The following is a 15,084-nucleotide window of genomic DNA, read 5'->3' on the forward strand; positions in this document are numbered from 1 at the left end:
ACATCAATGTCTTTTTTAGAAATTTCATAGTATTAATAGATATCCGTCCTTTCATAGTTAACTAAGTCTAAAGTTTCGACATAAAGCTTTGTGTTCCTTTAATTTTTTATTAAAAATTTAGAGATTTCTAACGCTAAGTAGACGCTCTTATGTTATTAAGACAGACAATTCTGTGAAAAAGTAAAAAGAGCCAAGGCTGCTACAGCCCTGACTCGATCATTTGAATCTCCGGATTATCCCAACTTCCGAATAAAATGCTGAATATATAGCAGCTTAAGCTCCACCATCCTCAGCCCCGGCCTGCTCCCTACCCCCAAACTCATCAAGCAGCGAACGCACTTCACTTGTCGACTTGGTGTTCATTAAGCTATTTCTTAATTCACTTGCCCCGCGGAAGCCGCGGACGTAGATTTTGAAGAATCGTTGAAGCGGACTGAACGAACGTGGGACCTGTCCTGCGTATTGATCGTAGAGATCCAGATGCAGCCGCAGCAGATCAAGCAATTCCTCACTACTGTGCTCCTTAGGCTCCTGCTCAAAGGCAAACGGATTTTGAAAAATACCGCGCCCGATCATAATCCCATCCACACCGTACTCTTCAGCGAGCCTTAGACCAGTCTGACGATCGGGAATATCCCCGTTAATGGTCAGCAGGGTATGGGGTGCCACCTCATCACGAAGCTTCTTGATCTCCGGAATCAGCTCCCAGTGGGCATCTACTTTGCTCATTTCCTCTCTGGTGCGCAGATGAATGGACAGATTCACAATGTCCTGCTGTAAAATATGGGTTAACCAGCCGCGCCATTCGTCGATGTCCGTGAAACCGAGCCTTGTTTTGACACTGACCGGTAACCCTCCGGCCTTTGCGGCCTGAATGATCTCCGCTGCGAGTTCAGGACGGCAGATCAGGCCGCTTCCCTTCCCGTTCTCTGCTACATTCGCTACAGGACAACCCATATTAATATCAATGCCCCGGAAGCCTTCCTCAGCCATCCCGATGCTCATCTGACGGAAGTATTCCGGCTTATCTCCCCAGATATGCGCTACAATGGGCTGTTCATCTTCTGTAAAAGTCAAACGCCCGCGTACCGCATGGTGCCCCTCCGGGTGACAATAGCTCTCTGAATTCGCAAACTCCGTAAAAAACACATCCGGTCTGCCCGCTTCACTTACGACATGGCGAAACACCACATCCGTCACATCCTCCATGGGCGCCAGTATGAAAAAAGGCCGTGGTAAATCAAGCCAAAAGTTATTTGTCATATTCAAAACCTCTCTATTTATACCGGGACAACTCTTTATCCCGAAGTAGTAAACGAACTTGTAAAACAAAGTATATCATAACCCCGTGAGAAGCATGCGCAGCCAATAAATGTGCATCTTTTGAATTGCAATTATATAGTTATTTTCAGGGATTGCACATGGTAAAATAAAGAAGAATTTACTATTAGGTAAATTCAAATTCGGGCGATAAAGAAGGAGAATACACATGAAAATATGCAGTGGCACTGCTCCGTGCAAGGTCTGAACCGGACGAAACTGCACGGAGCGAATTACAGTTCGTCCGTTCGGCTTTGCACTTTCATTGAATCGTTAAGAATTCTTTGAAAGAGGAGCAGAGTCATGATACAAACATTTAAAACGAACATCAGGGAGCTTCGGACTTTCCTGATTTTATGGATTACACAGTCCTTTTCAGCACTGGGTAGTGCAATGACCGCCTTTGCCTTGGTGATCTGGTCTTATCAGCAGCAAGGGTCAGCTCTTACCAGCTCGCTATTGGTTATCTGTTCCTACGCACCCTATGTCCTGCTAAGTATCTTCGCAGGTGCACTGAGCGACCGGTGGAACAAGAAGGCCACCATGCTGATCAGTGACAGCTTTGCGGCACTTTGTACCATTACGGTCCTTATTCTGCTGACAACGGGTACACTCCAGATTTGGCATCTGTATTTGATTAATACCTTAACTGGACTTATGAACACTGTACAGCAGCCGGCGTCGGATGTAGCAATCAGCCTGTTGGCTCCGCAACAACACTACCAGAAGGTTAGCGGGATGCGCTCCTTTTCCAATTCGCTGGTTACCATACTGACGCCTATACTCGCCACTTCAATGCTTTCCTTTGCCAGTATCCGGTTTGTTATCCTGTTTGATTTGATTACATTTATTACAGCATTCATGGCGCTGCTATGCTTTGTCCATATCCCGCCAGTTCCAACCCGAAGCAGCACGGGAAGCGAGACAATATTACAATCTGCCAAAAACGGCTTGCGGTATCTCCGGGACAACCGGGGCATTCTGGATTTGATCCTTTTTTTGGCCGTGATCAATTTTACCGCCTCGATCTTTAATGCTGCCCTGCCCGCAATGATGCTCTCACGTGTTGGCGGCGGCGAGTTCGCGCTGGGTATGGTCAACACCGTTACTGGGATAGCCATGATGGTCGGAAGCCTTTCGGTTGCTATTCTGCCGCCGCCTAAAAGCCGGGTTCGGGTCATTTTGAACTGCCTGCTCTTCTCCATGAGCTCCGAGAATTTCATCCTTGCCTTTGGCAGAAGTACACCTGTGTGGTGTTTGGGCGCCATCCTCGGATGGGTATTCATTCCGGTTATGAACGCTAATATGGATGTACTTTTCCGCTCAACCATCCCGATTGAGATGCAGGGGCGTGTCTATTCGGCGAGGAATACCTTACAGTTTTTCACCATTCCTGTGGGATATCTGTGCGGTGGTGTGTTGGTTGACAGGGTGTTTGAACCCTTTATGGCCGTGCAGTCGATAGACAGCCTGTGGGTCGCACTAGTCGGAACAGGAAAGGGCTCCGGAGCAGCCTTGCTATTTCTTGCGATCGGAATTTTTGGCGCATGTTCTTGCCTGCCGTTCCGGGCGGATAAGCATATCTGGAGATTGGAAGAATAGTATCTTCATTTCCAACAGCAATTAGCACAAGGTAGCTTATAACAGCTGCCCTGTGCTTTTTATTATCCTGCTATATCTCAGGTATCTGCCAAATGTGCACAGGGTGCTTGCCGGAGCCGCCTTAAAGAACGCAAAAAAAAGCAATGGTTCGATTCCATCACCGTGCTTTTCGTTCCTCACTCATTAAGTTTGAATCGCTACCGTCGACCGATAACCTTTCCTCTACTTTCATTATAACGCTTTATAAAAATGATTTGTAGACTACTCTTTTGGAAATTCCTAACTTATACTGTTGTATACAAATCCAATAAAAGAGGTGTACTAAAATGGAGGACAAGAAAGATGTCTTGGATATGGGGCCATTTTTCCACGGGACAAAAGCCGAATTGAACATTGGCGATCATTTAGAACCACAACACTTATCGAATTACCAAGATAAAAAATCCAACCATATCTATTTCACAGCAACATTAGAGGCTGCTAAATGGGGTGCCGAATTAGCGGCCTCTACATCGAAAGAAAGAATATATATTGTAGAACCATTAGGTGAATTTGAGAATGACCCTAACGTAACGGACAAAAGATTTCCCGGGAACCCGACACGCTCCTATCGATCTAAATCACCACTGAAAATCGTAGCTGAATTAAGTGCGTGGGAAAGACATTCCGATGAACAAATCAATCATATGATGACTTCCATAAACAAGCTGCATGAACAAGGGAAATTCGTAATCTATGATTAAGACAAATTATCTCCGTTTAATAAGCCAAACCCAAATGGGCAAATGGTAACAACTTACTTCTCATTTCTATAGACCAAAAGTCTTCCAAAAAATCTGCATGCTTAATTAACACTTCGTCTAATTCATTCTTGTTGTTACTTGAATTCATATCATCCTTGTGTATTCCTAAAGCTTCTTGATAATACAAATTCACATACTGTTCAACATTAAATAATACCTCTCTATAGAAATTAATATCTAATAATTCTGATTCCTGATAAATCGTTTGATCATCATTCAATATCTTGTAAGCATTCAGAGCACACCTGACAAAATAATCCTGTCTTGTTCTAAGCGGCAAATATTTAGAACTCAGATAGTCTCCTGGTTCTCTCTTTCGTCCCAATCCCATAATGCTAAATGTAATACATGAGCTAATAATTACCAAAATTAAGGAATGAATATGGTGCTTAAATAGATCAGGAATAATCTTATTGTAGGCTTCGATGTTTGGTGAAAAGGTGAACTGACCTATTATTCTTGTAGCAGCAAAAGCATCTGCGTCCATCTCGAGTACTTGACTCTCTAAAGGAGGTAATTGATTTTCACTTGAATTCAGGAAAAGGGATAATCCCTGGGCTCCTGTTTTAAAAGTCTGATAATAATCTAAGTGGCCATTATAAATATGGCCTAATTCGTGGAAAATGATTAATCTTGTCGAGATTGCATGCATTAAATCTAAATATAAGTTTGCTTTTTCACTGTTATATGTCTTTTCACCGCCAGAGATGATCCTATAGAAATTAATGTTCTCTTTGTACAATAATGTGTTTAAGATATGAAATGTTTTCTCGAAGACCTCAGAATTCATTTTCAATTTATAAGTTTTATCATCAAATACGCTACTATTCGCGTTAAATTCCATACTATCAATAATGGAATAGTCTATGCTTAGCTCGTTCCCCTTAAAAACCTTTAAATCTCCATTACAATAATGAACTGAACCTTCAATATGTTCATAACAATTTTCCTTATACTTTTCAGAAAGCATACAATTTATCTCCCTCTAACTATTTAAATGAAACGATACACACTTTGTGTCTTTAGACTACTTTTCAGGGATATTATTCTTAATTGATAAATTTCGGCATTTATCTCTATAAGTCCTCCAAGAACTACATTTGGGGAATGGTCAGAGACATATATTGATACACATAGCAGAAACCGCGACAGCAATAGCTGTCACGGTTTCTATCATCCTTATGCGAAATTCTTACTTATTATACAGTCTGTAGAGGAACACTGCAGCTTCTGCTTTGGTTGTGTTTCCAGTCGGATTGACTTTGTTGCCGCTGCCTTCGATCAACCCTTCCTTAACCATCGCAGCTACGCTGTTCACCGCATAGGAGGCAACTTCGGACTTGTCGGAGAATCTCTCCAAATCCGCAGCCTCACCCTGGTTATTCAACTTCTTCTCAAGTTTCAAGGCTCTTTCGGTCAACACCATCATGTCCTGTCTTGTGATCTTAGAGGTGCTGCCGAATCTGTCATTGTCTATGCCATTCGTAATACCAAGAGCTTTGGCAATTGCAATTTCATTATAGTAATAAGTACTCTTCTGTACATCGCTGAAATTCCCATTTACTCTTGCAGTCAAGTCAAGTGCTCTGACAAGGGAGTACAGGAAATCTGCCCTTGTGATATCGGTTGACGGATTGAATACATGACCCTCTGTCTTGAGAATATCCTTTGACACAAGTACTTCGGCCGCGTTCTTGGCCCATACAGCCGTTCCGAGATCTGTAAATGTCCTGGACACGTAAGCTACTGCGTAGTTGCTGAAATGAGTTGTTGTGAAGGTAACCATACCGGTCTTGGGAGCATAACGTCCACTCGGTACTGTTAGAACATCCCCGCTTCCGTCAATGCACCAGACAACAATCATTTCGGGATTCTTCAATTCATCCGCAGACGGCATGTAAGGAACGGATACGGTTACAGGTGCACTGGGATTGCTCCAGACCGTTTCTTTTCCATCCACCTTAAGACTAAGCTGTATGATCGGCCTATCGCCAAGAGCCGCCTTCACTTCCGCAGGGAGCTTGGACTTGTCGCCTTTTCCAATCTCCAGCGCTACTTCCTTGCTGCTGCTTTCAGTTGTGCCCGTCAACATGTTACCGGGTATTACTACCTTACCCAGCACAGTGGAAATCGTGAGTTTGTCATCCTTAGTTCCGCTTGTCAGTGCTGCAGTTGGCAAGCCTACCGAGTATGAATTCACTCCTTGCGCCACTGGTATGTCTAGGGTAACATTTTTCTCCATAAATTCCTTTACTTTCGCCTGATCCAGCGCCTTAACAAATGCGGTTCCATTCTCCACCGTTGTCTGCATGGTTACTTTTTGATCCTGAACAACTGGTGCTACAGGTGCAGGCGTTGAAGATGGTGTTACGGAACCGGGGGTGGACGGAGTCTCTGTCTTGCTATTGGTTACTTTTAGGGTGTATGTCTTGACCCTGCCGTCTGCACCTGTTACCTCAACCTTTATATCCGTTCTTGTACCTGGTGTAAGCGCTATAGCTCCGGAAGCTGTACCGCTGGCAACCCCCGTGCCGTTCACTTTGATGGATGATCTGCTGTCTGCCGCCGCCGCTGTCACGGTAATGCTGCCAGCATCCTGCAGGGAAACATCGTATTCGGTGGTTGCTGCGTTGAACGCCGGCTGGAGTGTTCCCGCACTCAGAGTCAAGCTGCTGAGGTCCGCATTCACACTGCCGGGTCTATAGACTCCAAGATCGCCAAGGTCAATGGCATCGTTCCGGATTGTCTCATATTCGCCTGCAAAGTAACCATCCAGATACGAATGTCCAAGAATGAATCTGTCCGGATTCATAGCGCCATAGTAGCCGGCATTAGCATTGCTCTGACCGTCAAACAGGACATAGCTTCCCTGCCATCCTGAACCTGATACGCCCCAACTGATGATGTGATCGATATACGGGGCGAACTTGTTGAACATTTTGTACAGCAGCGCGTACTCATAACCAAGAGCATCCGACTGTCTGACATTAAGCACAGCAGGAGCGGTCGCGCCTCCTCCGGGAGCATCAGTCGGCACCTTAAGGTCAAGCTCAGAATAGGTAATACCAGATAGCAGGCCCCGGTCAATGAGAGAGGCATAGAGGGCCATCGCATATTGGTTATCGCTTGCAAGAGTCTTACCCACCGCGTCATGTCCCTGGATACCGATGTCTTCGATCAGGGGTCTTCCGTCATACAGCGGATCGGAGCGCCATGCGGTATTTAATTCGAGAACCATGTTGTAGACGGTCCTCGCTTTACTGCGGGTCGCGAGTCCGTAATCGTTGTAGGTCAGCTTCGGAGGATTGTCAACGATGTAAGCGTCAATACTGCCGTTGTTGTCGTGCCCGTCGAGCTTCATGTACTCTGGAAGGTTCGCGTAATTGGCCTTGTAAGCTGCTGCCATCTTGGCGTTGGGAGCAGCGATGTGTGCGTTTTTGAAGAGCAGGTATACGTAATGCTCCGTGATGTCGCCGCCAATTTGATCATCCGACATTGCAGCAAGCCAGTTGGTGTGTTTCAGGCTCGTTCTCCAGCTGTTCGCATTCGTGGGGATGAGTTCGCTGTGGCGGCTTTCGTGAACCTCTTCGTTGAGTACATCCCATGAATTGAAGGGGATGACTCCACGGGATACGCTTGAGCCGTACTTCGTATCTGTGGTCAGGAAGTGCCGCATCACATACATGGTGTGGTTAAACTGCACTCTTCTCGCCATTTCTTTGTCTACCTTAACTGTAGTTGTAACGCCGTTGCCCAGTCCGTAGAAATCGGTCGAGCCATTATACCCGGAGGAAAGGTTCGCGGGAATAATCTGCGTCATCCATCCAGGGGCCTGATTGTACCATGCCAGAACATGGCCGTGAGACTTGTACTGTCCGGGAGTTCCGGAATCCCTGATCGCCTGATAAGCGTTGGTCGGGAAGCTGTATTCCGCTAAGCCAGGGGTAGTAGTTGCGCCGCTCAGGGCCTCGCCGTTAACGCTTTTCAGCCATTCGGGGCCCCGGGGATGCGTTCCATCGGCCTTCAGATTGTTGCCGTCGACAAAGATTTCATAGTGATTGGCTCTGGTTCCGGTTACGGCTCCGGTTCCGATCGCACCGACCATGAACAGGCCATTCTCCTTATTGTATACACTCTTTAGAGGCGCTACGGCACTCTGGTGTTCCTTGTTGACTACGTCGGGAAGCGCAATGCCGTTAGGATCAGGTGCAGTAATCTGGATGTTGGCGACAAGCAGCATTCCGGTTTCCGCAGGACGGGCATTCTCGCCATGAAGCTCAAGAATAAAGTTCGAGGAATTGCCCGTTGAGGCGGTAATGCTGTGATGAGCCTTCAACCAGGATTCACCGTTGTAGCTGCCAACCCAGTCAGGATTCAGGTTGTTGTACTGGTAATCCCTGAGGTAGGTATCGAGGTTAGTGTTAGTATTTCTGATTCTCCACCTCATGTATTTGCCCTGCGCGCTCTTGGGATAGTAGACATCGAATTCAATCGTTGAACCCTCTGTGATATTTACGGCCGGGGACAACGGAGATTCAATACTTATGCCGCCGAACGTGCTTTTTCCGCTATGGGCGTAATTAATCTGGAGCACTTCAGCTTTGCCCTGGGAATCTGCAAAAGGATACGGAATCATTTTGAATGTGCCACCGGCAAAGTCGGCGGGGACACGATTGTCAAGCGGAGTTCTTGCAGTCCAGTTATTAGTGGGCGAAGTAACTTTCACAGGAACTTTACCAGGACCCGGATCAAGACGGAAATAGGGATCGGAACCGTCTGATTTGATCTTTCCAGTAAAAACCACGATTGCTTCTTTAAGAATCGCTATAGCTTCGGCGGTGGGAGTGTCCGCTTTGCGCGCGAACTCCAGAGCATTATTAAGAGCTTGGAGTTCGTCGACATGCACCCAAGGAAAAGCTCGGTTCACATCGGAACCATAGACGGATCCATAGACAGACTGACTGACTTGGAGCGGGAATTCCTGATTGCCGGTTTTTAACGCTTCGGCTTGAGCAATGAGGTCGTTCAGTTCAACTGACAGTTCGTCTCCGGCCGCAGCAGCTGGGACGGGAGCATATGTGAATACGGAGAACAACATGATGACGATGAGGAGGCGGGAGATGTTGATTACACATTTTCGACTGTTCATCTTAGTTTGACTCCTTTTCTTAAGGAAACCTCTAAAGTCTCGTTTTAGAGTCACCCCAATTAATATGTTGTTTTGGATGAAGATATCGTATTTCCTAATATTCACTCCTCTGGTTACGTCAGGTCTGGCTTAACGGTCAATACAAACACCTCCCTCCGAATATAAATGGCAGACAAGGTTTGAAAACGCATTCACAATAGCGGACGGGTAGAAGACCTCGATTATTTACAGCCGTGACATTTGATGCAGCCTTGCATCTGCTGACCACACTAATCCGCCAATTACTTGCTGTAACAGCTTTCATAATAACAACAGGAAGGGAAAGTCTAAATATGGGTAATGCACGAATGATTTTAATATAATACGAAAATAGACAACTTCTCATCTGATCCTACATATCCGGCCGATTTCACATGAGGTCATTCCCCGGCCATTTGATTAATCAACAAAGCTACATACTCCACATATGTGGAATAAGCAACGTCAACACATCTTGCCTATTTAATGGAATCCCTGATGGGCAATCATAGCAAAAAATTATTCAGCATTACAAAGTGGCAATTAGGGATTGTGTATATATGTGGAAGTATATTGTCAATATTTGTTTCTTGATAAGCAGCTCGGGGGTAATATATAGAGCGGCATCCGCATACATAACGGTCTGTTATTGGCATAAAGGACAATACGGTTGTCCTCCTGTGGATGATAAGCGCAATTATTACAGAATAGGAGAACATAAATGAATAATCAAACCCAGGATACATATCGTTTTCAGGTCAACTTAAGCGGTATGATCAACATTTTGTCTAACCATTTGTATAGCAGCCCGAAGGTATTCTTGAGGGAGCTGCTGCAAAATGGCGTAGACGCGATTACTGCACGGCAGGCTTATTCTCAGGGTGGATACGATGGCAGGATTCATGTCGAGGTAAGCGAGACTTCAACCGGGGCGACCTTATTAGTAGAAGATAACGGGATAGGATTAGACGAGTCGGAAATTCATGAGTTCCTGGCTATGATCGGACAATCCTCCAAGCGGGGCGAGGACTTTCTCCAGACCAACACCTCTTTTATCGGGCGGTTTGGCATCGGGCTCTTGTCTTGCTTTATGGTGAGTGACGATATCGTCATGGTTACACAATCCGCCAAGGGCGGACCTGCACTGGAATGGCGCGGGAAGCCGGATGGAACCTATACGATCCGCAAGCTCGAAGGGATACATGCTCCGGGAACCAAAGTTTTTTTGCGTTGCAAAGAAGGCTCCGAACCGTACTTCAAGGAAGGCAATCTTCAAGAATGGCTGTTCCATTATGGAGCCCTGCTGCCTTATCCCATCCAATTGGTGTCCAATCACACCACTCGCTTGATTAATCCGCCTTCCCCGCCTTGGGTCAAAGATCCGCAGCTGGCCCGGAAGCATCGCAGCGAGGTGCTGGCCTTTGGTAAGCAGGTGCTTGGGGAGACGTTCCGGGATTTCATTCCTCTGCATACCTCCTCCGGCCGGACGGGAGGCATCGCCTTCATCCTGCCGCATGCAGTGAACTTGGGCGCCAAACGCAATCACCGGGTGTACTTGAAGCACATGCTGGTCTCCGAAGCCGCCGATAATGTCCTGCCGGACTGGGCGTTCTTCGTCAAATGCATGATCTGGACCGATGATCTACAGCCGACCGCTTCCCGGGAGCATTTCTATGAGAACGTCCAGCTGGAGCAGGTGCGTGAAGAGCTGGGGAACACCATTCGTCAGGAATTGATGCGGATGGCAGAGTATGATCCGGATCGCCTGCAATCCATCATTTCCCTGCATGCCTTATCCATGAAGGCCCTCGCGGTGGAAGATTCGTCCTTCTACTCGATTATTCACGAGTGGCTCCCGTTTGAGAGCACGTTTGGCACGAAGCCGCTTGGCGAGCTGAAGCAGCAATCCCCTCTTTACTTTACTGCTACGCTGGACGAGTACCGCCAGATTACCCATGTGGCTGCGGCCCAATCCATGCTGGTGGTGAATGGCGGGTATATTTATGATGCCGAGCTGCTGTCCCTGCTGCCCCTAATTGATCCGGACGTGCAGACAGAACGGCTACTGCCGGAGGAGGTGTCGTTATCTTTTACCGATATTACACCCCAAGAGCGGCTTGACTACTATGAATCCGTAAGATTGGCAGATAGTGTGCTGCAGAAATTCCGCTGCCAGGTGCAGCTTCGCCGCTTCAAGCCAGAGGAGATTCCTGTACTCTACACGCTGTCTCAGGAGTCCGCTCAATGGCGGGTTATGGAGGCAACCAAAGAAGTGAGCACCGACGCTCTGTCCTCCGTTCTGGGCAGCCTGGGCGCTTCGTTAAAAGATACAGCGTACGCAACGCTTTATTTTAACCTGAACAATCCTGTCATTGAGCGGGCATTTCATCCGGCACACAAGGCAATGCTGCCTTCCATTATCGAGATGCTGTACTGTAATGCGCTGATGATGGGACATTATCCGATGAACCGCCTAGAGACAATGCTTCTGAACAAAGGCATTATTCAATTTATTGATTGGGGTATGACGGCCAGTCATTCAACAGGAGGAGACGAATAGATGAACCTTACCGGGATGAGTTTTGAAGAGCTGATAGACGAAGCCTATGACATGCCAGGCGGAAAGGCTAAGCTGGAACTGCTGGAGCAGGCGGTACGGGTGGCAGATGCCGCAGGAGATCTCGATCAGGGTTTTGAGGCACGCAGCGAAATCGTAGAGACGGGCAGCTTCTACGGTTATCCAATGAAGGCGCTGGTCGCCTTTTCCTGGCAATTGGGACAGTATGACAAAAATCCGGACCAGTTTGATAGCTTCACCCTGCTGTGGTCCTACAAGTGGGTTCTGGATCGCATCACCTCTTTTGCAGATATTAGCCGTGTTCAGATCGAGAACCTGCTGGAGGACATGAAGATACGTTTTGCAGCCGAAGGCTATAGCAGCCGTTCCTATCACTACTACCGGGCGCACATCTTCGCGGAGTTTGGAGAACTGGACCATTCTCAGGCAGAATGGGATATCGTGCAAGCCATGGATCGGGATGAGATGAGCGATTGTCCGGCCTGTGAGCAAAACCGCCTTGTCGAGTTTCTGGCGAAGCGGGGAGACGACGAAGGAACCGTGAAGGCGGCCGAACCGATTCTCAAAGGTAAAATGAGCTGCGGCGAGGTGCCTCATGTGACCATCACGAAGGTGCTGTTCCCTCTCCTGCGGCTGGGCCGTCAGCAGGAAGCAGATAAGCTTCAGAAGAAAGGCTTACAATTGGTAAGGGGTAACCGCGATTTTCTGTATCATCAGGGAGAGCACATCGGTTACCTGACCTTGACTGATCCAATCAAGGCGCTGGAGGTCTTTGAAGAGTATATTGCCTCCTCTCTCGATCATGAGAACCCGGTCGACCGGATGATATTCAACGCCTATTCGGCCAAGCTGTTCCGCCAGCTGGCGGGAGAATCCATCCGGTTCCAGGTCAAGCTTCCGGCAGGACACCCGTGTGAACACCAGTCCGGGGAGGTAACGCTGCTTGCGAAGCACTTCCAGCAAGACGCTCTCGCCACAGCGGAAAAACTGGATAACCGAAACGGTAACGATTACTATACCGCACTCCTGCAACGATTGTAGACTATGTTCCTGTTCCAGTTTCACACTTTTATTATAGGCACAGTGTTAGACGCGATGATGCCTTATCCTAACCGTTGATGCGCTTATCGTAGCGCTTGCTGTCCAATAAAAACAATAGACCGCACTGCCGGCAAAGGCATGCGGTCTATTTGATTCCGGTACTCAAAAATCCTTATAAATTAAGGAGCAAACAGCCTCTACATGGGGTGAGTGCTGGTCACTGTAATCGGGTTTGTCTCCGTTCGCATGATACTTGATCGTAAAGTCGTCAATAACCTCCGACTTCTTCTCCTTGACACCGTTTGATGGTTCAGGTCGCAATTATCGGTTTCCATTGACGCTCCTGCTCTCACACATGCAGCACAGCATACTCATGGCAAAAAACGATAGACGTCCCGATGACTCCTTCCGCAAAAGCCGGCTTTCTGGGCTCTCCGTTACCGTGTGGAGGCAGCGTGTCCTTGTATTTGTTGAAAGTTATCGAATGGGCGGCCGCGTTTGATGTAATCTCGATCCGAAGCTCGTCTTCCGTAAGCGAAACTCCCGTGATGACGCTTCCTTTTAAAATGCCGGAAAGATCGTCCCACTGGTTCTTTTCACTTTCGCCGGCCCATTGAGAAATCCAGGGATGGTACGCCTCGTTATAGTTAATATGACACTCGATGACCCGATCGTCGATCGTAATGTACTCCCCCGACGCCCATACCGTGTAGACCAGATATTCCCGAGCTCCGTCTCTTTCCATCAGCAAACCGAAAAATCCCGGACCGCCCATGCCGTACGAACCCAGATGGGACGAGAAATCGAGGATCGTTTTGCCTACCAGGCTGTCCGGCTCGATATCGAGGAGGGTCGCAGGCTTACCGAGCAGCACCGTTTCGCCAGCTTCCGCGTAGTACTCGAAATCCGTAAACGACTTATCCTCGACCCATCCTTTATTCGTCCATTCCGCTAGTTCCTCTTCGGGGACGATCATCAAATATTCTTTGATTAGGCTCATGTTGAATCTCCTTTCTGGAAGGAAATCGATAGAACTTTTAACCATATGTATTATTATATGGATCTTTGAATAAATGCTCAAATTAACGGGTGGACCCTGCTTTTAAATGAAACTGTGGGATTCTCTTCGGCATGATCGGCTTCCGCAAGCTCCAATACATTCCGGGCAAACCCAATAATCATATGCTGGAAGCCTCCGCAAGTGCCCAGAAAAGGCAAACTGCTTTCCCGTGCAAATCGGATACCGTTTAACGCGCCCCGCATATCCGTGGAAGAGCCAAAAAACCGGGGCCAAAAACTGTAGTTTTCAGCCCCGGTTTTTGTTCAATTCCGTTCCAAAAACCACAATATTTTGTGGTCTAACCTCTAATTGTCTTATCTAAACCACAATACGTCATCATTACCACCGACTCCACATGGGGTGCGTGCTGGTCACTAGAATAGAAAATGACCTTATTTTACTAGTACTTATCCGATAGGTAGAACCTCTTGAACCTTTGTCCTTTGAAAACAGAAAAATTAATACTACTACGATGGAGTCCTATCCTCACGACATTATTCTTCTTCAAAATTGATCTTATGTACATCCGATAAAGGAAGCCAATGGGGGTCACGCACATCATCGTCATTGGGTTTCCTAACAAACTGTATGCAACGTTCTTCGCATGCCCCGAACTCTATAAAGTTTTTCTGCCCTTGTCTTAATGATACTTTATTTGCCCCACCCTCATAGTCTGGATCGTCAAACTGCACACCATCATCTTCCCAAAAACAAATTTTACATATTTCATAAGTACCAGTTGGCTGTTCATCTAAAGTCATGTATCCACAACAAGGACAAGTATACTTTTTCATCTCATCACCCTATTTTACAGTCTTCATCTTGTTCCAGTCCCTATAGACCCCTACTCTTATTAAGCCACTCTTCGATATTCCACACTACAGTCTTTGCTCCTACCGATTGAATTTGTAACTGTAGATCGTTGGAATGCAAAAATGCCATTCTGAACAAGTAGTCTCCAAGAATTATTTTGGATAATGTCTACCACATGGTATGCAGTGTCTTTATCTCGTTCATTGAATTTGTCGAAGTTTTTGAAGACTAATACAAAGCCTTCATTATTAGGAATAATATCGGAAAGGCAATCATTAAATGCATCTAGGTTTTTACCATAGTAATCTGGGAACTCAAGAGTATTACCTAATTCCAAAAGACAAGTGTTCTTATCCCATGACTCACAATCAAAGAGATATACGTCAAATCCTTCTTCTCTTATATTTTCAATATACTTCTCTAATATGCTTTGTCTCCAAAACATAACAATAGAACCGTTCATCATCAACGACTTCCATAATACTTCTCGCTCCATTTATTTAACCCCCAGACAGCTTTCATCATAACAATAACCTAAACCTATTGTACCGTATATTGGTATTCATCTCTTCGTATCGTTAAATTTCTTGGTCTGGTTGCTGAGAAGCTGTGTACTACCCAATATTGAGAACAGAGACATTCAATTAGCTGTAAACCACTCCCGAGTGTTCGATAGCATCCAATTTCCGCTTCCTTGTGA

At 46.6% G+C, this 15,084-nt stretch carries 10 protein-coding genes and 1 pseudogene; 4 read left to right on the plus strand and 7 right to left on the minus strand.

The window, feature by feature from the left end:
* Positions 1-273 precede the first annotated feature (273 nt).
* Entirely contained in the window at positions 274-1,263 is a 990-nt protein-coding gene (locus ACAN54_RS27240; protein WP_379163168.1) for a tRNA dihydrouridine synthase, read from the minus strand.
* 360 nt (positions 1,264-1,623) lie between these two features.
* On the opposite strand from ACAN54_RS27240, the gene ACAN54_RS27245 reads away from it, so the two are divergent.
* Complete coding sequence (locus ACAN54_RS27245; protein ID WP_379163172.1) at positions 1,624-2,922, plus strand: MFS transporter; 1,299 nt, start codon at positions 1,624-1,626, stop codon at positions 2,920-2,922.
* Between the two features lie 326 nt (positions 2,923-3,248).
* The gene (arr, locus tag ACAN54_RS27250) at positions 3,249-3,665 is read left to right on the plus strand and encodes an NAD(+)--rifampin ADP-ribosyltransferase (protein WP_379163174.1); all 417 of its coding nucleotides are present in this window, start codon (positions 3,249-3,251) and stop codon (positions 3,663-3,665) included.
* A 16-nt stretch (positions 3,666-3,681) separates the two neighbouring features.
* Here arr and ACAN54_RS27255 read toward each other — a convergent pair whose 3' ends face one another.
* Positions 3,682-4,695, minus strand: a complete 1,014-nt coding sequence (locus tag ACAN54_RS27255) for a hypothetical protein (protein WP_379163176.1) — start codon at positions 4,693-4,695, stop codon at positions 3,682-3,684.
* Positions 4,696-4,917: 222 nt separating this feature from the next.
* On the minus strand, positions 4,918-8,874 hold the full coding sequence (locus tag ACAN54_RS27260; protein ID WP_379163179.1) for an S-layer homology domain-containing protein: 3,957 nt from the start codon (positions 8,872-8,874) through the stop codon (positions 4,918-4,920).
* Positions 8,875-9,613: 739 nt separating this feature from the next.
* Between ACAN54_RS27260 and ACAN54_RS27265 the strand changes: the two genes are divergently transcribed.
* Entirely contained in the window at positions 9,614-11,452 is a 1,839-nt protein-coding gene (locus ACAN54_RS27265; protein WP_379163182.1) for an HSP90 family protein, read from the plus strand.
* On the plus strand, positions 11,453-12,511 hold the full coding sequence (locus tag ACAN54_RS27270; protein WP_379163185.1) for a hypothetical protein: 1,059 nt from the start codon (positions 11,453-11,455) through the stop codon (positions 12,509-12,511).
* Between the two features lie 349 nt (positions 12,512-12,860).
* Here the strand turns inward: ACAN54_RS27270 and ACAN54_RS27275 are convergent, their stop codons facing one another.
* The 4 genes and pseudogenes from ACAN54_RS27275 to ACAN54_RS27290 form a co-directional block, all read right to left on the minus strand.
* Entirely contained in the window at positions 12,861-13,511 is a 651-nt protein-coding gene (locus ACAN54_RS27275; protein WP_379163188.1) for a hypothetical protein, read from the minus strand.
* 77 nt (positions 13,512-13,588) lie between these two features.
* A pseudogene (locus ACAN54_RS27280) lies at positions 13,589-13,780 on the minus strand (glutamine amidotransferase-related protein); the annotation flags it as partial.
* Positions 13,781-14,065: 285 nt separating this feature from the next.
* The gene (locus ACAN54_RS27285) at positions 14,066-14,365 is read right to left on the minus strand and encodes a CPCC family cysteine-rich protein (RefSeq protein ID WP_379163191.1); all 300 of its coding nucleotides are present in this window, start codon (positions 14,363-14,365) and stop codon (positions 14,066-14,068) included.
* 59 nt (positions 14,366-14,424) lie between these two features.
* Positions 14,425-14,880 (minus strand): barstar family protein, encoded by a 456-nt coding sequence (locus ACAN54_RS27290; RefSeq protein WP_379163194.1) that lies wholly within the window; start codon positions 14,878-14,880, stop codon positions 14,425-14,427.
* Positions 14,881-15,084 lie beyond the last annotated feature (204 nt).

The sequence above is a fragment of the Paenibacillus diazotrophicus genome (genome assembly GCF_042610465.1).